Source organism: Trinickia sp., from assembly GCF_036503415.1.
Taxonomy (GTDB): Bacteria; Pseudomonadota; Gammaproteobacteria; order Burkholderiales; family Burkholderiaceae; genus Trinickia.
Window position 1 is genome coordinate 44896 of the sequence record NZ_DASXWY010000089.1, and the last position, 20731, is coordinate 65626.

Sequence of the window (20731 nt, forward strand, 5' to 3'; positions counted from 1 at the left end):
GCGTCGAGCGCGGGTTACTTTTTCTCGGGCTCGGGCCCGGCGCTGCCCGGCTTGTTGAACGGAAAGGTGCTGAACATGGTCTTCGCCTGGTTCTGCATCTGCTCTTGCAGCTGGACGAACATGTTCTTCGACTGTTCGATATAGCTCGTCATCATGCCCTGCATCATCGGCGCCTGCATGTTCATGAACTGGGACCAGACTTCGGGGTTGAGCGCGTTGCCTTCGTAAAGGTTTTTCGATTGCTCGGTGAGCTTGTTCTGAATGTCGATGAAGGCCTGGATGTTCTTTTCCAGGTAGGTCCCCATCATGCCCTGCATCGCGTGCCCGTAAAAACGGATGATCTGCGAGAGCATCGATGACGAGAACATCGGTACGCCGCCGCTTTCCTCCTCGAGGATGATCTGCAGCAAAATGCTGCGCGTCAGATCTTCGTTGGTCTTGGCGTCGATGACCTTGAACTCCTCCTGCTCGAGCACGAGTTGCTTCACGTCACTCAACGTGATGTAGGTGCTCGTCTCCGTGTCATAGAGCCGGCGGTTCGGATATTTTTTGATGAATCGCTCGGCTGTTTTCTTTGTAGTCGACATGTACGCCTTCTTTATGAACGCAAACGCAAACGCAGCGCTGTAATGGCGCCCGCGCGCCTGCCCGCGCAACGCGGGCAGGCCGGACCCCCGAAACCGAAACGCTCTGATGCGAAAAGCGGCCGGGGCATGAAAGCCTGCCAGCCGCCCCCGCGTCAGCCCATGTGCAAACCGCCATTCAACGAGAAGTCGGCACCCGTGGCAAAGCCGGACTCGTCCGATGCGAGCCACGCCACGATCGACGCGATCTCGTCCGGCGTGCCGAGCCGGCGCACGGGAATCGTCGCAATGATCTTCTCGAGCACGTCCGAGCGAATCGACTTGACCATATCCGTTCCGATATAGCCCGGCGAAACCGTATTGACAGTCACGCCCTTGGTCGCCACTTCCTGCGCGAGCGCCATCGTAAAGCCGTGGATGCCGGCCTTCGCCGTCGAATAGTTGGTCTGGCCGAACTGCCCTTTCTGGCCGTTGACCGACGAAATGTTGATGACACGCCCGAATCCGCGCTCGACCATTCCGTCGATGACCTGCTTCGTCACGTTGAAAAGGCTCGTGAGGTTCGTGTCGATGACCGCGGTCCAGTCTTCATGCGTCATCTTGCGAAACACGACATCGCGCGTAATGCCCGCATTGTTGACGAGGATGTCGACTTCGCCGACTTCGGCCTTGACCTTGTCGAACGCATCCTTGGTCGATTCCCAATCGCCGACATTGCCCTCCGAGGCGACGAACTCGAAGCCGAGCGCCTTTTGCTGCTCGAGCCATGTCACGCGGCGCGGCGAGTTCGGCCCGCAGCCGGCGACCACCTTGAAGCCCTGTTTGTGAAGGCGCTGACAAATACCGGTGCCGATGCCACCCATTCCGCCGGTTACGTATGCAATTCGCTGACTCATGAATCACGCTCCATTTTCGTTTTCTGCGGGGCCCATGCGAGCCCCTCGTCTTCGCCGCCCGCCCAGGCGCGGCGCGCCGGCGGCCCTCATGCCGCCCGGCGTCAGACTCGCTCGACGGCCAGCGCGACGCCCATTCCACCACCGATACACAGCGACGCGAGGCCCCGCTTCGCGTCACGCTTTTTCATCTCGTGCAGCAGCGTGACGAGAATTCGGCAGCCGGACGCTCCGATCGGGTGACCGATCGCGATCGCACCGCCGTTCACATTGATCTTCGACGTATCCCAGCCCATTTGCTTGTGAACCGCAAGCGCCTGAGCCGCGAATGCCTCGTTGATCTCCATGAGGTCGAGATCGCCGACCGACCAGCCGGCGCGCTCGAGGCACCGACGCGATGCCGGCACCGGACCCATGCCCATTACCTTCGGATCCACGCCCGCGTTGGCATAGGCCTTGATGCGCGCAAGCGGCGTGAGCCCGAGCGCCTCGGCTTTTTTGGCCGACATGACGAGCACCGCGGCCGCGCCGTCGTTCAGGCCCGATGCATTCGCGGCCGTCACCGTGCCTTCCTTCGAAAACGCCGGCTTCAGGCCCGCGAGCGACTCCGCCGTGACGCCGTGACGCACGAACTCGTCGGTCGCGAAACGCACGGGCTCGCCCTTACGCTGAGGGATGTCGACCGGCACGATCTCGTCGTCGAACCGACCCGCCTTCTGGGCCGCCTCGGCCTTGTTTTGCGAGAGCGCCGCGAACTTGTCCTGCTCCTCACGCGTGATCCCGTGTTCCTTGGCGACATTCTCCGCGGTGACACCCATGTGGTACTGGTTATACACGTCCCAGAGGCCGTCGACGATCATGGAATCCACGAGCTTCGCATCGCCCATGCGAAAACCGTCGCGCGAGCCCGGCAGCACATGCGGCGCGGCACTCATGTTTTCCTGGCCGCCGGCCACAACGATGTCCGCGTCGCCCGCGATGACCGCGTTGGCGGCGAGCATCACCGCCTTGAGTCCCGAGCCGCAGACCTTGTTGATCGTCATGCCGGGCACCGCGGAGGGTAGTCCCGCCTTGATGAGCGACTGGCGCGCCGGGTTTTGACCCGAGCCAGCCGCCAGTACCTGCCCCATGATCACTTCGCTGATCTGCTCCGGCTTCACCCCCGCGCGCTCCAGCACCGCGCGGATCACCGTTGCGCCGAGCTCCGGCGCCGCGATGCGCGCCAACGAGCCGCCGAATTTGCCGACCGCCGTGCGGGCAGCCGATACGATCACTACGTCTGTCATTTGAAGCTCCTTCGAGCGAGGCGGCTCCAAGAACCGCACCTCGTCCAGTTGAAAACGATCGCGCCGAACATGACGCGATACCCGTCGTCGAGTGCGCGTCAGTCGCGCTGTTGCACATAGCGCCCCGGCGCCGGCTCGATGACCGGATAACCGGCCGAGCCGAGCTGCGCACGGGGCTTCACTTTCTTGCCGCCGTATTGATCGAGCCAGGAGATCCATTCCGGCCACCAACTACCGGGCTTTTCGACGGCGGCACCGAGCCATGCATCGGGATCGGCATCGAGCTCGCGCTCCTTCGTCTCGTGCGCCCAGTAGCTGCGCTTGCCCTTCGCGGGCGGATTGATGACACCGGCGATGTGGCCCGACGCACCGAGCACGAACCGCTTCGGACCCGTGAGCAGCGGCGCGGACGCATAAGCGGTCCGCCACGGCACGATATGGTCGTCTCGCGAACCGTAAATGAACGTGGGTACGTCGATGCGCGACAGATCGAGCGCCTCGCCGCATACGGTCAGCGCCCCGGGCTCGCGCATCTTGTTTTCCAGATACGTGTTGCGCAGGTACCAGACATACATCGGCCCCGGCAAATTCGTCGAGTCGCTGTTCCAATAAAGCAGATCGAACGAGGTCGGCGTGCGGCCCTTCAGATAGTTATCGACGACATAGTTCCAGACCAGGTCGTTCGGCCGCAGAAACGAGAATGCGTTGGCAAACTCGATGCCGCGCATCAGGCCCGGCGGCGTGCCGTTCGCCCCGCCGATCGTCTGCTCGCGCATGCGCACATGCGCTTCGTCGACGAAGACGTCGAGCACGCCCGTGTCGCAGAAATCGAGCATCGCCGTGAGCAGCGTCATCGACGCCGCGGGGTGCTCGCCGCGTGCCGCCAGCACGGCGAGCGCGGACGCAATCATCGTCCCGCCGATGCAAAAACCGAACGTATTGATCTGCTCGCGCCCGCTGACGGCCTTCACCACCTCGATCGCGGCGAGCACGCCGTCCGTCATGTAGTCGTCCCAGGTCTTTGCCGCGAGCGTCGTATCCGGATTGCGCCACGAGATCATATAGACCTGGTGCCCACACTCCAGCGCATGAGCCACGAGCGAACTCTCGGGCTGCAGATCGAGGATGTAGTACTTGTTGATGCAAGGCGGCACCATCAGGAGCGGCCGCTCGAAAACGCTCTCGGTACGCGGCTTGTACTGGATGAGCTGCATCAGCTCGTTTTCGAAGATGACGGCACCTTCCGTCGAGGCGAGATTCTTGCCGACCACGAAGCGCGATTCGTCGCTTTGCGAGATCTTCCCGCGCCGCAGATCGGACAACAGGTTCATCACGCCCTGGCGAAGGCTCTCGCCGTGGCTTTCGAGCAGCGTCTTTTGTGCTTCGGGATTGAGCGCGAGAAAGTTGCTCGGCGAGGTGGCCGCGGTCCACTGCTGGACTGCGAAGCGAATGCGCTCGCGGGTCTTCGGATCGGTATCGAGCGCCTCGGCAAGCTCCTGCAGATAGCGTGCGTTGAGCAAATACCAGGCAGCCATGTACGCGAACGCCGGCGACGATTTCCATGCGTCGGACGAAAAGCGCCGATCGGGCAATTCGGGCGCGGCCAGACCGGGCGCGCCGAATTGCTTCATGAGTTCGAGGCACTCGCGCGAATAGTCGGCCTGCAGTTGCTGCAATCGCTCCGGCGGCACCGAAGCGACAGGCACCTTCAGCGTATCGAATGCCGGCGCGGCCGCACTGCCCATTCCGGGCGCCGCCCCAGGCATCGGCGGCATCATGAACGGGAACGGCATCGCGGTGCCGTTCATGGCCGCGCCCGCTGGGCCCGCGCCCGGCCGCGGCATCTTCTCGGCGAACGCGCGCCACGCGTTCATCCATGCATCGAACATTCGCTGGGCCTCGGCGGGGCCGGTTCCGGCCTGCTGCTCGCTCGTCGAGGAGGTATCGGGATGAGAGGAAGCTGATGGACGTTTTGATGCAGACATACCCGCTTATGACCGGTGAGTCTCGGAAGACTGGTTGAAAGGCGGGTGTGAAGCGCGGTCGGGGCGAACCCTCATGACCTTCATGCGCTCACCCTTGCGAGCGGCCATTCTGTCTCCCAGGCGCAAAATATGTCAATGCTTGGGCCGATTTTGCCGCACCGCGATAAGTTTTTTATTATCGTTTTCCCGATATCGATTGATCGGGCCGAGCCTCCGGCCCGGCTTGGCGTTGCATGCGTCGGCCGCTCCCGGCCGTCGCCGGGCGTCCGCCAGCGCACGGACCGCCAGCGGCGTTTGTGCGCTACATCTTTGTGCAGCGCATTGCTGCAGCCGTTCCGCTCAATCGGCAAGCCAGATCAACGCGGCCATGCGCCCCGTCCTGCCGTCGCGGCGAAACGAGTAGAACCGCTCGCGCTCGTTGACCGTGCACGCCCCGCCGCCGCCCACTTGCGCCAGACCGAGCCGGGCCAGCCGTAAGCGCGCCAACGCATAAAGATCCGCCCAATACTTGCCCGGCGCGTTCTCGCGGGGTACGAACGCTCGCACCGTGGCCTCCGCGTCTCGGGCATCGCCGGCACCCTGCATGAACGCGTCGCGCACCTCGGCGCCAACCTCGAAAGCCCGCGGGCCGATGGCCGGACCGAGCCAGGCCTGCAGCGAAGCCGTGGGAACCCCGGCCAGCTGGGCCACGCGCTCAGCCGCCTTTTCGACTACACCGGCCGCCAGACCCCGCCACCCCGCGTGTGCCGCACCGACCGCGCGGCCTGCCGGATCGCAAAGCAGCACCGGCAGACAATCGGCCACCATCACCGTACACGCCAGCCCCGTCGCAGCCGTGACGCACGCATCGGCGCGCAAGGGCTGCGCCGCTGCCACCGCGTCCTGCGCGCTCGCCACCGCATCGCCGTGGACCTGATCGAGCCAGGCCACGCGCGCGCCGGTCAGCGCCGCCAGCCGCGCGCGATTTTCCGCGACCCGCGCCGGATCGTCGCCGGTATGCAACCCAAGGTTGAGGCCGCCAGGCTGCTCGACGCCTTCGGCGAAGCGTCCATAGGGCGGCAGACTGACGCCGCCCGCGCGCGTCGTCACGAGTGCCCGCACACGCGGAGATACTTGCCACGAGGGCACCACGCAATCGGCCTGCGTCAATTCCGCGCGATTCATTGTGAGCCTTCCCTTGTCGTTTTCGTTAGCGATTGCGCATGGCGGGACCTCACTCGAGGTCATCGTCGGCGTCATCGAACTCGAACGCGCCGGACTCGCCCGCTTGCCAGGCCTCGTCGAATCCGGCGTCCGTTGCATCGAGCGGCACCTCGGCCTCGGCGCCGAATCCCAGTTCCCGTGCGAGCTCCGCCATATCGGCCGGCACTTCGGCGCGCCACTGCATTGCGCGCCCTGTTGCCGGATGAATGAGCCCGAGACGCCACGCATGCAGCGCCTGGCGCGCAAAACCACCCGGCAACGGAATGGTCGAACGCCTGCCGCGCGCGTTGCCGTAAATCGGATCGCCCAGCAGCGGATGCCCGATATGCGCGCAATGCACGCGAATCTGATGTGTGCGCCCCGTCTCGAGATCGCAATGCACCGCGGAGATGGGCTGCCGGTTCCAGAGCGTTTCATCGATGCGGCGAAAATGCGTGCGCGCGGGCTTGCCCGCCGCACCCGCAACCACGGCCATACGCGTACGCTCGCGCGGATCGCGTCCGATCGGCGCGTCGATCGTACCTTCGTCCGGGGTTGCGCCCCAGACCAACGCGACGTAACGCCGCTTGACCGTGCGCGCCTGCAGTTGGCGAACGAGGTCGGTCTGCGCTTCGAGCGTGCGCGCGACGACCATCAGTCCCGAGGTGTCCTTGTCGAGCCGGTGCACGATCCCCGCCCGGGGCAGCCCGGCCGCGGCCTCGCCGTAGCGATGCAGCAATCCGTTCAGGATCGTGCCGCTCCAATTGCCGGCGGCCGGATGAACGACGAGTCCAGCCGGTTTGTCGATGACGACGAGCGCATCGTCCTCGTAGACGATATCGAGTTCGAGCGGCTCGGGCGCAAAAGCCAGTTGCTCGGGCAGCAGATCGGGCTCGAGCTCGATCACCGCATCGAGCGGCACCGCTTGGCGCACCTTCGACGGCATTCCGTTCACGCGTACGCGACCGGCCTCCACCCACGTTTGCAACCGGCTGCGGGAAAACTCGGGGAATACCCGGGCGAGCACTTTATCGAGCCGTTCGCCGGCAAGCGCGGCCGGCACACAGGCGCTGCGCGGGGCCGGCGCGGCGACGCTCGCCATCGGCTGCGTGCGCTCGCCGTCGGTGAGCGCGCCGCCGAGGGCGTCGGCGCGGTCAATGCTTCGGCTATAATCGGCGCTTCGATCTTTGGAGCCGGGCTCGGCGCCTGAAGGACTTTTGCGGGTCATTAAAACTGGGTCACTGAGTGAGACTGATAGCTAGGAAGCATGGAGAAATGCGGCAAGCCTCGAACACCATGATGCGATCGGCCATTCGCGCGGCCGGGCACGCACTCGAAAGCACCGCCCGGCGCGTCGTCCGGCCCGCGGCAGCGAGCCTCTCGCTGGCGGCTGCCGCATTGATCGTGACAGGTTGCCACGGCCTGCCCCAAAAGACCGACGAGACGGTGACCTGGTCGAACAACAAATTATACTCGGAGGCGCAAGACGCCCTCACGGGTGGCGACTGGGGCAAGTGCGCGAAATACTTCGAAGCGCTGCAAGGCCGCGATCCGTTCGGCCACTTCGCGCAACAAGCTCAGATCAACGTTGCGTACTGCAACTGGAAGGACAACGAAGCGGCGGCGGCCGATCAGGCCATCGACCGCTTCATCAAGCTGCACCCCGATCATCCCGATATCGCCTACGCGTACTACCTGAAAGGGATGATCCACTTCAATGACGATCTCGGCCTCTTCGGACGATTCTCCGGGCAGGACATGAGCGAGCGCGATCCGAAATCGCTGCGCGAGTCGTATGACGCGTTCAAGATCGTCGTCGACAAATATCCGGATAGCAAATACGCCCCCGATGCGGCGGCGCGCATGCGTTATATCGTCAATGCGCTCGCCTCGTACGAAGTCCATGCGGCCGACTACTACTACCGGCGCGGCGCCTATGTCGCTTCGATCAACCGTGCTCAGCGGGCGATCAAGGAATACAAGAACGCGCCGGCGATCGAAGATGCGCTGCATTTGATGATGCTGTCGTACACCAAGCTCAATGAGCCGCAGCTCGCCGAAGATTCGCGCCGGGTGCTGGCGGCAACGTTCCCCGACAGCCCCTACATCACGGGTCGCCCGCGTCCGGGTACGAAGAAGGCCTGGTGGCAAATCTGGTGAGATTCACGCGGGGATGAAACGAGCGCCGCCGCGCCCGCCGACTCAACGCGGCGCGCTCCCCTGCGTATATCGGATGGATGCAACCGAGCGATCCGGCAATGCCGGCAGAGCTATGACGCTTCGGCGTCGCGTACGGCATCCTGCGTTCGCTCGGCAAAGAACTCCCGCACGACTTCGATTTCACGCGTACGCTTGAACGGCGGAAGACTCTGCCAGATGCGTTTGCCATAGGGCTTCTCGACGAGGCGCGTGTCGCAGATCATCAACACGCCCCGATCGGTTTCCGCCCGAATGAGCCGCCCCGCCCCTTGCTTCAGGGTAATCACGGCCTGCGGTACCTGATGGACCGCGAACGGGCTCAAACCTTTCTTCGTCAGGACATCGAGCCGCGCCGACAACACCGGATCGTCGGGTGGCGCGAAAGGCAACTTATCGATGACGACGAGCGACAGCGCATCGCCGCGCACATCGACGCCCTCCCAGAAGCTTTGACTTCCCACGAGAATCGCATTGCCGTACGCACGGAAACGGTCGAGCAGTTCCGTACGGCTCGCATCCCCCTGAGTCAATAGCGGCGTCGACCAGCCACGTGTCTCGATGACGTCGCGCAGCTTCGCCGCGATGCGATCTACGGCGCGCAGCGTCGTGCAAAGCACGAAGACGCCGCCGCCGGCCGCTTCGATGGCTGGCAGCGCCGCATCGAAGACGGCATCGGTAAACGCCGGCGACGACGGTTGCGGCAAATTGCGCGGCACATAAAGCAGCCCTTGCGTGCCGTAGTCGAACGGACTCGGCAACGTCATCGAGCGCTTGGCATCGAGACCCATCTGCGCCGCATAGTGGGTGAAATCGCCGCGTACGGAAAGCGTCGCCGACGTAAAGATCCATGCCCTCGGCACCCCTGCGCGCTGCTTCGCGAAAATGGGCGCAACCGAAAGCGGGGTCTCGTGCAATTGAACGCTGTGCGAGAACACCTCGACCCAGTGAATACGATCGTCGGTATTCTCGGACGCGGCTCTCGGCTCAGGGCTCGCCGAAGCGGCTCGTTCGGCGTCGGCTGCAGGCCTCGGCGCCGCGATCCAGCGCGCCAATTGATCCTGCAATTCACGGGCGCGCCGCAGGCAGGCACCGAGCGATTCGGCGCGCTCGGCCTGTGCAGCCAGCGCCTGAGCCAGCGTCTCGAGCGCCGCGTCCAGTGCATCGAGCGCCGCATAAAGCGGATGGCTCTCGCCGAGCTGGGCTGCCGAGACTCGCAGCGAATCTTCCCTGAAGGTTAGCCGGACGTCGCGCGCTGCGCGCTCGAGTGCGGCGCCGAGCTTGACCCATTCCACGGCATCGCGCGCATGGACGAGCCCTTCGGCGACCGTGTCGCGCGCGAGCTCGAGCAATTGCGCCGTGGAAAGCGTTTCGCCGAAAAACAAGGTGGCCGTCTCCGGCAATTGATGCGCTTCGTCGAAGACGATCGTATTGGCTGTCGGCAACAGCTCGGCCATGCCGGTATCGCGCAACATGATGTCGGCGAAAAACAGATGGTGGTTCACGACGACGATATCGGCCTGCTGCGCCTCGCGGCGCGCCTGCATGACGAAGCAGTCCTTGTAATTCGGACACTCCTGCCCGAGGCAGTTTTCGCGCGTGGAAGTCACCATCGACCAGACCTGGGCCGTCTCCGGCACGCTCGCGAGCTCCGCCTTGTCGCCGGACTTCGTGATCTTCGCGAAGCGGACGATGTCCTGCAAATAGGTCGTCTCCTGCCGCGAAGGCAGCCGCCCGTTATCGGCGGTACGCTGCAGGTAGTAGTGGCACAGGTAGTTGGCGCGCCCCTTGAGCATGGCGACGCTGACCGGTACCGCGAGCGCGTCGCGGACGGTCGGAATGTCGCGCGCGAAGAGCTGGTCTTGCAAGTGCTTCGTACCGGTCGAAATGACGACCTTGCCGCCCCAGAGCATCGCGGGGACGAGGTAGGCAAAGGTCTTCCCCGTACCCGTGCCCGCCTCGACGATCAGCGTATTCTCGCCGCTGTCTTCTCCGTGCGAAACGCTGCCGGTCTCGTCGACTTTGCCTGGGTCTTGGCCTTGCTGGTAGCCCTCGCCCGAGAGCCGCCTCGCCGGCCGGCGCTGCAACTCGAACATCGCCGGCTCGGGCAACGCGCGAGCCGATGCTTCCATCGTCGCCGCCACGGCGCGCGCCATTTCGATCTGGGATGCTCGCGGCCTATAGCCGTCGATGGCGCGGGCGAGCACACCGTCGGCCGCGAAAATCGCGTCCAGCTCGGTCCCGCGCTTCGCGCTCAATGCGATGGAAGTGTCTCGCTGCGGTGCACCGGTGCGCCCCGCGGCGTTCGAAGATTGATCCGGCGATGAATTCAAGGCAAGCGATTCCTGCTCCGTCCGGCGTCAAGTCGCAGCGCCGGCGCCCGCCCGACGGTCGCTCATGCGTGCTTGTCCGGTTCAAGCTGCAATTGCAGCAGCATGATGTTGTCTTTGACCTTGAGCTTGCGCTTTTTCAGGCGCCGCAGCTCGAGGTCCGAAATATCCGATGAGTCCGACAGTCTGTCGATCATGCGATCGAGTTCACTATGCTCCCACTCCAACTGCACGATGCGGTCGCGTAAAGCGTTCGTGGTGATCGCGTGATGGCCGCGCATGGTCCGCCTCCTCGGTCGATAGGCGCTCGCCCGCCTCGCGGCGGTCTTCACCTGAGGTTGCCGTCCAGCAAAAACGCGTCGCGTCAGTCGCTCTCCTGCTGCTCCTTTTGCAACTGCTTTTGCTGCTCCTGCTGCTGCAACTGCTCCTGCTGTTTTTCCTGCGCTTTTTGCGCCGCCTGCTTCTGGCGCGCCTCGACGTCCGCCTTGTGCTGCGCGGCATCCGTCTGCTTCTGTTCGAAGCGCTGCGCGCGCTCGGCGCGCTCGCGCGCATCTTGCGCCGCCTGACGCCGCGCATCGTCGAGCTTGCGCTGATAGTCGGCCTGTTTGCGATCGTAGGCAGCCTGATTCGCGGTGCGCTCCGGCGCCTGCGCTCCGCGGCGCGCCTCGTCGAGCGCATGCTGGCGCTGCCTTTCCTCGAACGCCTGCGCATTGCGCGCATCCGCCGCGGCCCGTTGCGGCGCGTCGGCGGCGTCGCTCGCTGCCTTCAAGGCCTCGCGCTGATCCCGCTCCTGCGCGTGCGCCGCGCGCCGCTCGCCGTTGAGCGCGAGCTGCTCGGCCTGGATGCGGGCCTGCACGGCACGCATCTTGTCGCGCGCGCGCCCGAGGCACGCGTTCACGAAGAATTTCGAATAGCAATCGTGCACGGCCACGCCGTACGCGTAATCGTTCTGAGCCCCGCGTTCATCGAGCGCCTTCTGACGCGCGTCGAAATCGCTCGTGGCCGCGGCATTCGCGGAGGCTTGCGCCTCGGGCTTGCCTGCCGTCCCATCGACGCGTTGCGCCGAAGCACCCGCGGAAGGCCCTTCGGCCACCGACGGTTGCGCCGCCAGCGCCAGCGGACAAACGACGATCGCCGCGGCCAATCCGGCAGCGCGCACGAAGGCGGGAAAACGGGAGGTCTGCAACGTGTTGGACAGGGACTGGAACATGAGCGAAATTCTAACACTCGGGGATTCGCCGCCGATCATTTATGGCAAAATGCGCCGCTCCAGCAACCCGGCTTCGCATCCGCCTCGCAGCTGCTTCGGACCTATTTCGGCCCCGTTTCACGCGGCTCGGCGCGGCGCGCACGGCCCTGCAGCCCAACGCCTCTATGACGGACACCGTAGCACTCAAGATCGTACAGCGCATCGCCACCGAATTGACTGTTCAGCCGCGCCAGGTCGCGGCTGCCGTACAACTGCTCGACGAAGGCGCAACCGTCCCGTTCATCGCGCGCTACCGCAAGGAAGTCACCGGCAATCTCGACGATACGCAGCTTCGTCACCTCGAAGAGCGGCTGCTTTACCTGCGCGAGATGGAAGAGCGCCGCGCCACCATCCTCGCGAGCATCGAAGAGCAAGGCAAGCTGACCGACGAGTTGCACACCGCGATCGTCGCGGCCGACAGCAAGCAAGCGCTCGAAGACCTGTATCTGCCCTATAAGCCGAAGCGCCGCACGCGCGCGCAAATTGCGCGCGAAGCCGGGCTGGAGCCGCTCGCGCAGGCGCTGCTCGAGGACCCGCGGCTCGATCCGCAACAGGAAGCCGCCCGGTATGTCGATGCCGAAAAAGGCGTGGCGGACGTCAAGGCCGCACTCGACGGCGCGCGCGACATTCTGTCCGAGCAGTTCGGAGAGCGCGCCGAGCTGCTCGGCAGGCTGCGTGAATACCTGCAAGAGCGCGGCATCGTTTCGTCGACGGTCGTCGCCGGCAAGGAGAACGAAGAAGGCGAGAAGTTCCGCGACTACTACGACTACTCCGAGACGCTGAAAACTGTGCCGTCGCACCGCGCGCTGGCGCTTTTCCGCGGGCGCAACGCCGGCATCCTGATGGTCAAGCTCGGGCTCGGCGCTGAACTCGACGCCGAAGTGCCACATCCATGCGAAGCCATGATCGCGCGTCACGTCGGCATCGCGAACCAGGGGCGTGCGGCCGACAAATGGCTCGCCGATGTCTGCCGCTGGTGCTGGCGCGTGAAAGTCCAGCCCCATCTCGAGAACGAACTGCTGACCCAGCTGCGCGAAACCGCGGAGCATGAAGCCATTCGCGTTTTCGCCCGCAATCTCAAAGACCTGTTGCTGGCCGCGCCGGCCGGCCCCAAGGCCGTGATCGGGCTCGATCCGGGTCTGCGTACGGGCGTGAAAGTCGCGGTCGTCGACCGGACCGGCAAGGTGCTCGCAACGGATACGATCTACCCGCACGAGCCGCGCCGGGACTGGGACGGCTCGCTCGCGAAACTTGCGCGCCTTGCCGCCCAAACGCAAGCGGAGCTGATCAGCATCGGAAATGGCACGGCGTCGCGCGAGACCGATAAATTGGCGAGCGAGCTCATCAGCCGTCATCCCGAGCTGAAGCTTCAGAAAATCGTCGTATCCGAGGCGGGTGCGTCGGTCTACTCGGCCTCGGAGCTGGCGGCCAAGGAATTCCCCGATCTCGACGTCTCGCTGCGCGGTGCCGTCTCGATTGCCCGCCGTCTGCAGGATCCGCTCGCCGAACTCGTCAAGATCGAGCCGAAAGCGATCGGAGTCGGCCAATACCAGCATGACGTCAATCAGCGCGAACTCGCCCGCTCGCTCGATGCCGTTGTCGAAGACTGCGTGAACGCGGTCGGGGTCGATGCGAATACCGCCTCGATCGCCCTGCTCGCTCGTGTCTCGGGCCTGAATGCCACGCTCGCTCGCAACATCGTCGAGTTCCGCGATGCCAACGGTCCCTTTGCATCGCGAGAGCATCTGCGCAAGGTTCCGCGTCTTGGCGACAAGACCTACGAGCTGGCAGCCGGTTTTCTGCGTATCAACGGTGGCGAAAATCCGCTCGATCGATCGTCGGTGCACCCCGAGGCCTACCCCGTCGTCGAACGGATTTTGGCGAAGATTCGCAAGGACATCGACGTGGTGCTCGGCAATCGCGAGGCCCTCGCCGGTCTAAGCCCGACCGAGTTCGTCGACGAGCGCTTCGGCTTGCCGACCATACGCGATATCCTCGCTGAGCTCGAGAAGCCCGGCCGCGACCCGCGTCCCGAATTCAAGACCGCCACCTTCCGCGAAGGCGTCGAGAAGATCTCCGATCTCGCACCGGGCATGGTCCTCGAAGGCGTCGTGACGAACGTCGCGGCGTTTGGGGCGTTCGTCGACATCGGCGTGCATCAGGACGGCCTCGTGCACGTCTCGGCCCTGTCGACCAGATTCGTGAAGGATCCGCACGAAGTCGTAAAAGCCGGCCAGGTCGTGAAGGTCAAGGTCCTCGATGTGGATGTGAAGCGTCAGCGCATCGCGCTGACGATGCGGCTGGCCGACAATGCGGCTCCCGTGCGCAGCGGCGGCCCGAGCGGCGAGCGCGGCGCAGGCCAGGCGAACGGCAACGGACGCAACGCGGGCGTGCGTGGCCAGCGTACGCGCGACGAGCAACCGGCCGGCGCGATGGCGGCCGCATTCGCGAAATTGAAGCCGCGCTGACGCGCTCAGGAAAAGCGCCGCGTCCCGCGCGGCGCCTAACGGAAAATGCCCGTGTCGAAGCCAGACACGGGCATTTTTGCATGACGAGCCCGCACCGCCTTCGGCGTCGGGCAAGCCACCGCTCAAATCTCGATCTTCGTGCCCAATTCGACGACCCGATTGGCCGGAATACTGAAGAAGTCCGTGGGCTTGGCCGCGTTCTGGTGCATCCAGGCGAACACGCGCTCGCGCAGAATCGACATACCGGGCAACTGTGTCGGCACAACCGTTTCACGGGCGAGGAAAAACGACGTATCCATGAGTTCGAACGTCATTCCATACAGCCTGCTGATTTCCGACAGCACCGCTTTCACGTCGGGCGTTTCGTTGAACCCGTAAGCGGCCTTCACCAAGAACAAGCCGCCGCCCTCGTCTTTGATCGCGACGCGCTCGTCGTCCTTGACGTATGGGATGTCGCGCGTGACGAATGTCAGAAACAGCGTGCGCTCATGCAGCACCTTGTTGTGCTTGAGGTTGTGCAGCAGGCTGACGGGCACGAGCGTATCGCTGCCCGTCAAGTAGATCGCCGTGCCCGAGACCCGATGCGGCGGGTGCGCAAGCAAGCCCTGCAGGAACGGCGCGAGCGGGATGCCGTCCGCGGCGGTACGCTCCTTGACGAGCAACCGCCCCTTGTGCCAGGTCATCAGCAGGAAGAAGAGCAATGCGCCGATGCCGAGCGGCAGCCAGCCGCCCTCTGCCACCTTCAGCAGGTTCGCACCGAAAAACGCGAGGTCGACCACGATGAAGGTTGCGATGATGAGCGCAACGAGCAGCTTGTTCCAGTTCCACACTTTGACCATCACGACGCAAGCCAGCACCGTCGTAATGACCATCGTCGTCGTGACGGCGATACCGTATGCCGCCGCGAGATTATCGGAGCTCTTGAACCCGATGACGATCATCAGAATCACGAAGAGCAGCATCCAGTTCACGACGGGAACATAAATCTGACCGATCGCAAGATCCGAAGTATGGAGGATCTTCATGCGAGGAACGTAGCCGAGCTGAATAGCCTGGCTCGTGAGCGAATAAGCACCTGAAATGACTGCCTGCGAAGCAATGACCGTTGCGATGGTGGAGAGTACGACGAGCGGCAGCGTGGCCCAGTCGGGCGCCATGAGAAAGAACGGATTCGCGAGCGCACTATGATCGTGCATGAGCAGCGCGCCCTGCCCAAAGTAGTTCAGTACGAGCGAAGGCATGACGATGCAATACCAGCCCACGCGGATCGGCTTCGCGCCGAAATGGCCCATATCGGCATACAGTGCCTCGGCACCCGTCAGCACGAGAAACACCGAGCCGAGCACCACATAGGCCTGCAGAAGATGGCGGCTCATGAATGTCATCGCGTAGTACGGATTGAGCGCGGCGATGATGCCGGGTTCGCGAATCACATGCGCCACACCGAGCACGGCAAGCGTGATGAACCAAACGATCATGATCGGCCCGAAGAGCTTGCCGACCAGCGAGGTGCCGTGCCGCTGAATCCAGAAGAGTGCGATGAGGATCACGATCGTGATCGGTATGACGAGATGCGAAAGCTGCGGTGTGGCAACCTCGAGGCCTTCGACCGCGGACATGACCGAAATAGCCGGCGTGATGACCGCATCGCCATAGAACATGCAAGCGCCGAAGATGCCGAGCATCAACAAGGTGGACGATGTCCGTCCCTTGCTCGTAAACGGGCGAAGCGAGAGCGCCATCAGCGCGAGCACACCGCCCTCGCCGTTGTTATCGGCCCGCATGACGAACAGGACGTATTTGATCGAGACGACAACGACTATCGCCCAGAAAAGCAGCGAAATAACGCCAAGAATCGACGCATCGGTCAATGGAATGCCATGCGACTCGCTGAATGCTTCTTTGAGCGCATACAGCGGGCTCGTGCCGATGTCGCCAAATACGACGCCAATGGCGGCCAGAGCAAGCGCAGGTAGGGAGTGCTGGCGGATATGATCGTGGCCGTTATCAGTCATAGGCGAAGAAATGTAGAGCGGATCAGCGGGCAGCGAGCGCTATTCTAGCGGTGCTTGCACGGCGCGCACATACAAAAAAGCGGAGTCGGTCGACTCCGCCGCCATGCGACTCGTCCGCATCCGCGATTTTTCGCCGCCGGGCACGTTATGTGCCGGATGGCGACCCGGCCGTGCCGCGTTTGATCCACGCGGCAAGATTATGGGGGCGCACGGTGTCCCACTCCTCGAACGGCTGATGGATCCACGGGTTCGTTGGCAGGTACTGCACGAAGTAATCGGGCTTCACCTGCGAGCAGCCCTTGTACCAGAGCACAGCCGAGCGCACGGCGGCCACGGCGGGATACCGCTCTTTCAGGTGTTGCTGAACCCGGGCAAGCGTCACGCCCGAATCGACGAGATCGTCAACGAGCAGCACGTTGCCCGACAATTCGCCGCGCGTCATCGTGATGTACTGCGCGATGTCGAGTTCGCCTTGCTGCGTACCCGCTGCCTCGCGGTACGAGCTCGTCGCAAGAATGGCCAGCGGCAAATCGTAGATGCGGGAGAGCTGATCGCCCACACGCAAGCCGCCACGCGCGAGACACAGAATCTTGTCGAATGTCCATCCTGAATCGTGCACCGCGAGCGCGAGCATCTCGATCAGCCGGTGGTATTCGTCCCAGCTGACCCAAAGGTTCTTCTCGTCGTTGCGCGCATCCGCCATCGAGAATGTCGTCATGTCCCGCACCGCCCGTTACACCTTGAACGGATGACGCAGCAGGATCGTTTCGTCGCGGTCCGGACCCGTCGAGACCATATCGATCGGCACGCCCGCCACTTCCTGAACACGCGTCAGATACGCCTGCGCGGTCGCCGGCAGCTCGCTCCACTGCGTGATCCCGATCGTGCTCTCCTTCCAGCCGCCGAACGTCTCGTAGACCGGCTCGCAGCGCGCCACCTCGGCGGCACCCCGCGGAAGCAGATCGACATCCTTGCCGTCGATCTTGTAGCCGACACACAACTTCACTTCGTCAAGCCCGTCGAGCACATCGAGCTTCGTCATGCACAGCCCCGACACGCCGTTGATCTGGATCGAGCGGCGCAGCGCGGCGGCGTCCAGCCAGCCGGTGCGACGCGGCCGTCCCGTCACCGAGCCGAATTCCTTGCCGACGTTCGCGAGCGTCAGACCGACCGTCTCCTGCCGATTCGGATTGTCCGCATCGTAGAGTTCGCTCGGGAATGGCCCCGCGCCGACGCGCGTGCAGTACGCTTTCGTGATCCCGAGGATGTAATGAAGCTTTTGCGGCCCGACACCTGCGCCAGCGGCGGCGGCACCGGCCACGCAATTGCTCGATGTCACGAACGGATAAGTACCGTGATCGATGTCGAGCAACGTGCCTTGCGCACCCTCGAACAGCAGGTTGCGCCCCGCGGCGTTTTCGTCGTACAAGCGACGCGATACGTCGGTAACCATGGGCCCGATGCGTTCGGCGTAGCCGAGCATCGTATCGAGCGTTTGCTGGAAATCGACCGCCTGAGCACCCAGATACTGGGTCAGCACGAAATTATGGAAATCGAGGTTGTCCCGCAGACGTTCGGCGAAAGCCGCCGGGGCGAACAAATCTTGAACGCGCAACGCGCGCCGGCCCACCTTGTCTTCGTACGCGGGGCCGATGCCACGGCCCGTCGTGCCGATCTTGCCGGCGCCTCGGCGCGCTTCGCGCCCCTGGTCGATGGCAACGTGGTACGGCAGGATCAGGGTGGCGGCTTCGGAGATGAAGAGGCGCCGCCGCACATCGAGGCCGACTGCTTCGAGCTCTTCGATTTCCTTGAAGAGCGCCTCCGGCGAGAGCACGACACCGTTGCCGATATAGCAGGCCACGTCCGCACGCATGATGCCCGACGGGATCAGACGCAGGATGGTTTTTTTGCCACCGATGATGAGCGTATGGCCGGCGTTGTGACCGCCCTGGAAACGCACGACGCCTTGCGCGTGGTCCGTCAGCCAGTCGACGATCTTGCCTTTGCCTTCATCACCCCATTGAGTCCCGACGACGACGACGTTGCGTCCCTGGGCTGCGTTCACTGCACTGGCAGACATGTTGATTCTTGAGCTGGTTAAAAACGTATTCTACCCATGTTCGCCGGGCGTTCCGACTTTTTCGTTTCGCGTCAACGGCATGGGATTCCTGGACGATGCGGCACCGGTCGCGGTGCGCGCGACTTACGGCCGTCGCACCTCGACTACCCACGCGCCGTCGCGCTCGATGAGCACGCGATCGCAGGCGAATTCGTCGAGGTCGTGATCGTGGCCCGGCAACGCCTGAATGACGATTTCTCCCGCATCGCGCAGAGCGGCGACGCTGGCACGTAACGCGTCGTCATGCCGCCACGGTGCCAGGATCGCACTGCTGCGCGCCTGGGCCGGCAAAATCCGGGCAAGCTCGCGCAGATCGAGCGAAAAACCGGTGGCCGCGCGGGCGCGCCCATACGCCTGACCGACATGGTCGTAGCGCCCGCCCCGCGCAACGGCATTCGATACGCCATCCACGTAGGCGGAAAACATGACACCGCTGTGATAGGCATAGCCACGCAGATCGGCCAGATCGATCGTCACTTCGGCTCCCTCGACTTGCGCCGCGAGGAACGTCAGGTCGTCGAGCGCCTGCGCGATATCGGGCCATTGCGGCAGACGCTGCCGCGCTAGCTCGAGCACCGATGCGTCGCCATAGAGCGAAGGCAACAGCCGCAGCGCGTCGCGGATGGGTGCGTCGAGCCCTTGCGTGAGTTCGTCGAGGCGCGCGACGTCCTTGCCCGCGAGCGCCTCGTAAAGCGTCTCGCCCATGGCCGCCGCGGCCGGTTCGCGCGCGAACAACGCGGCGAGTACGCCGGCATGGCAAAGATCGAGCCGGACCTTGTCGAACCCGGCCAGCCGCATGGCATCGAGCATCAACTGCTGAACTTCGACATCGGCTTCCAACCCCGCGTGGCCGTAGAGCTCGGCACCGACCTGAATCTGCTCGCGCGTCGCGTGGAGTCCGCGCGGCCGGGTATGCAACACACTGCCCGCGTAACAAAGCCGCGTAACGCCCTGCCGATTCAGCAGATGCGCATCGATGCGCGCCACCTGGGGTGTCGTATCGGCTCTGAGTCCCAGCGTGCGACCCGATAACTGGTCGACAAGCTTGAACGTGCGCAGATTGAGGTCCGCGCCGCCGCTCGTGAGAAGCGATTCGAGATATTCCAGCAGCGGCGGCATCACCAGCTCATAGCCGTAGGCGCGAAAGCGATCGAGCAGCGCGCGGCGCAACTCCTCGATCTTTCGCGCTTCCGACGGCAGCACATCGGCAATATTCTCGGGAAGCAGCCAGGTCGACATTCAGGTGAGTCCTACGACATTAATGGATAACGCACGGCCTCATGTGGCCACGAGAAGCAACACGAGACCCAACGCCATGACGATGAGCCCGCCGACGCGAATATGATGCGTCGGGCGTGCCGCAATTTTACGGAACGTCTCCCGCCACGCGGTCGGGAATACGAAGGGGAACATGCCCTCGATAATGAGCATCAACGCGACCGCAAGCAGTAACGAGCCAGCCATGTCCATACGCTTTCAGCCGCGGCCCGATGAGCGCGGCGTCCCCTCTTGTCAGTGTTTTTTCGGCGCAGCCTCGGCGCGGGTGGCCGTATCGGCATTGCCGCCGGAGCTGCGCATGAAGCGGAAAAACTGGCTGTCCGGATCGACGACGATCACGTCGTTCGGCTTGAACACCGCCCGGTAGGCCTGCATGCTCTGATAAAACTGATAGAAACCCGGGTCCCGGCTGAACGCGTCCGCAGCGATTTCCGCGGCTTTTGCATCGCCTTGACCCTTGATCGTCTGGGCCTGTTTGTAGGCGTCGGCCAGCACGGTCTGGCGCTGCCGGTCGGCGTCCGCCTTGATCGCCTCCGCCTGCGCGGCACCGTCCGCGCGTGCCGCGCTCGCCGCCTGCTCGCGCTCCGCCGCCATGCGTTTGTAGACGGTGTCGGACATGTTCCCAGCGAAATCGACGCGCACGAGTTGCAGATCGACGACATCGATACCGAGCGAACGGGCACCGTTCGCCATCGCCTCGCGGGCACTCGCCGCAATCTGAGTCTGATGCGAAAGGGTATCGGTCAGCGTGCGCTTGCCGAGCGCATCAGCGAGCGCCTCGCGCGCGAGCGCGCTCAGACGCTCGGGTGCGCTTTGCAGGTCGCCCCCGGTCGCCGCAAACAGCTTGAGCGGTTCGACGACGCGATACTTCAGGAGCGGGCTGACGAGCAGATCGCTTTTGTCCGACGTCGTGTAGCGATCGGGATTGCCGGCATCGACAGTCTGGATGCGCATATCCATGCGCGCCGCCGCTTGAAGGGGGGTGGGCAGCTTGAAATGCAGGCCTGGGCCGACGACCGTCGGGTCCGCGTGGCCGCGCGAATAGACGATGGCGACATGCCGCTGATCGACGACCACGAGCGTGGATGCGCCCGCGAACAGCAGCAAGACGACGACGATGACGAGCGCAACGATACGGTTCATGAT

The 20731-nt window shown here is 64.0% G+C and carries 17 protein-coding genes; 2 read left to right on the forward strand and 15 right to left on the reverse strand.

Features of this window, described 5'->3' with window-relative positions; all coding sequences use genetic code 11:
- Nucleotides 1-14 precede the first annotated feature (14 nt).
- The 6 genes from phaR to VGL01_RS12655 all read right to left on the reverse strand — a co-directional run bounded on the left by phaR (nt 15) and on the right by VGL01_RS12655 (nt 7158).
- Complete coding sequence (phaR, locus tag VGL01_RS12630; protein WP_331569752.1) at nt 15-587, reverse strand: polyhydroxyalkanoate synthesis repressor PhaR; 573 nt, start codon at nt 585-587, stop codon at nt 15-17.
- A 152-nt stretch (nt 588-739) separates the two neighbouring features.
- Complete coding sequence (locus VGL01_RS12635; RefSeq protein ID WP_331569754.1) at nt 740-1480, reverse strand: 3-ketoacyl-ACP reductase; 741 nt, start codon at nt 1478-1480, stop codon at nt 740-742.
- 101 nt (nt 1481-1581) lie between these two features.
- Entirely contained in the window at nt 1582-2763 is a 1182-nt protein-coding gene (locus VGL01_RS12640; protein WP_331569756.1) for an acetyl-CoA C-acetyltransferase, read from the reverse strand.
- Nucleotides 2764-2861: 98 nt separating this feature from the next.
- Complete coding sequence (gene phaC / locus VGL01_RS12645) at nt 2862-4748, reverse strand: class I poly(R)-hydroxyalkanoic acid synthase (protein WP_331569758.1); 1887 nt, start codon at nt 4746-4748, stop codon at nt 2862-2864.
- Between the two features lie 339 nt (nt 4749-5087).
- Nucleotides 5088-5912 carry a peptidoglycan editing factor PgeF gene (gene pgeF / locus VGL01_RS12650; RefSeq protein ID WP_331569760.1) on the reverse strand — a complete coding sequence of 275 codons (825 nt, stop codon included), beginning with the start codon at nt 5910-5912 and terminating at the stop codon, nt 5088-5090.
- A 49-nt stretch (nt 5913-5961) separates the two neighbouring features.
- Entirely contained in the window at nt 5962-7158 is a 1197-nt protein-coding gene (locus VGL01_RS12655) for an RluA family pseudouridine synthase (protein ID WP_331569762.1), read from the reverse strand.
- A gap of 71 nt (nt 7159-7229) precedes the next feature.
- On the opposite strand from VGL01_RS12655, the gene VGL01_RS12660 reads away from it, so the two are divergent.
- Nucleotides 7230-8090 carry an outer membrane protein assembly factor BamD gene (locus VGL01_RS12660; RefSeq protein ID WP_414720245.1) on the forward strand — a complete coding sequence of 287 codons (861 nt, stop codon included), beginning with the start codon at nt 7230-7232 and terminating at the stop codon, nt 8088-8090.
- Between the two features lie 110 nt (nt 8091-8200).
- Here VGL01_RS12660 and VGL01_RS12665 read toward each other — a convergent pair whose 3' ends face one another.
- The 3 genes from VGL01_RS12665 to VGL01_RS12675 form a co-directional block, all read right to left on the reverse strand.
- Nucleotides 8201-10459, reverse strand: coding sequence for an ATP-dependent DNA helicase (locus VGL01_RS12665; protein ID WP_414720241.1), 2259 nt, complete (start codon nt 10457-10459; stop codon nt 8201-8203).
- Nucleotides 10460-10521: 62 nt separating this feature from the next.
- Entirely contained in the window at nt 10522-10737 is a 216-nt protein-coding gene (locus VGL01_RS12670) for a DUF465 domain-containing protein (protein WP_331569766.1), read from the reverse strand.
- Nucleotides 10738-10820: 83 nt separating this feature from the next.
- The gene (locus VGL01_RS12675; RefSeq protein WP_331569768.1) at nt 10821-11666 is read right to left on the reverse strand and encodes a colicin transporter; all 846 of its coding nucleotides are present in this window, start codon (nt 11664-11666) and stop codon (nt 10821-10823) included.
- Nucleotides 11667-11830: 164 nt separating this feature from the next.
- Between VGL01_RS12675 and VGL01_RS12680 the strand changes: the two genes are divergently transcribed.
- Nucleotides 11831-14173 (forward strand): Tex family protein, encoded by a 2343-nt coding sequence (locus VGL01_RS12680; RefSeq protein ID WP_331569770.1) that lies wholly within the window; start codon nt 11831-11833, stop codon nt 14171-14173.
- Between the two features lie 122 nt (nt 14174-14295).
- Here VGL01_RS12680 and VGL01_RS12685 read toward each other — a convergent pair whose 3' ends face one another.
- From VGL01_RS12685 to hflC, 6 genes are all read right to left on the reverse strand, one after another.
- Complete coding sequence (locus VGL01_RS12685; protein ID WP_331569772.1) at nt 14296-16188, reverse strand: potassium transporter Kup; 1893 nt, start codon at nt 16186-16188, stop codon at nt 14296-14298.
- Between the two features lie 145 nt (nt 16189-16333).
- Nucleotides 16334-16906, reverse strand: coding sequence for a phosphoribosyltransferase (locus VGL01_RS12690; RefSeq protein ID WP_331569774.1), 573 nt, complete (start codon nt 16904-16906; stop codon nt 16334-16336).
- 15 nt (nt 16907-16921) lie between these two features.
- Nucleotides 16922-18268 (reverse strand): adenylosuccinate synthase, encoded by a 1347-nt coding sequence (locus VGL01_RS12695; protein WP_331569776.1) that lies wholly within the window; start codon nt 18266-18268, stop codon nt 16922-16924.
- 123 nt (nt 18269-18391) lie between these two features.
- Entirely contained in the window at nt 18392-19546 is a 1155-nt protein-coding gene (locus VGL01_RS12700) for an ATP phosphoribosyltransferase regulatory subunit (RefSeq protein ID WP_331569778.1), read from the reverse strand.
- Nucleotides 19547-19585: 39 nt separating this feature from the next.
- Nucleotides 19586-19777 carry a DUF2065 domain-containing protein gene (locus VGL01_RS12705; protein WP_331569780.1) on the reverse strand — a complete coding sequence of 64 codons (192 nt, stop codon included), beginning with the start codon at nt 19775-19777 and terminating at the stop codon, nt 19586-19588.
- A gap of 42 nt (nt 19778-19819) precedes the next feature.
- Complete coding sequence (hflC, locus tag VGL01_RS12710) at nt 19820-20728, reverse strand: protease modulator HflC (RefSeq protein WP_331569782.1); 909 nt, start codon at nt 20726-20728, stop codon at nt 19820-19822.
- Between the last annotated feature and the right edge of the window lie 3 nt (nt 20729-20731).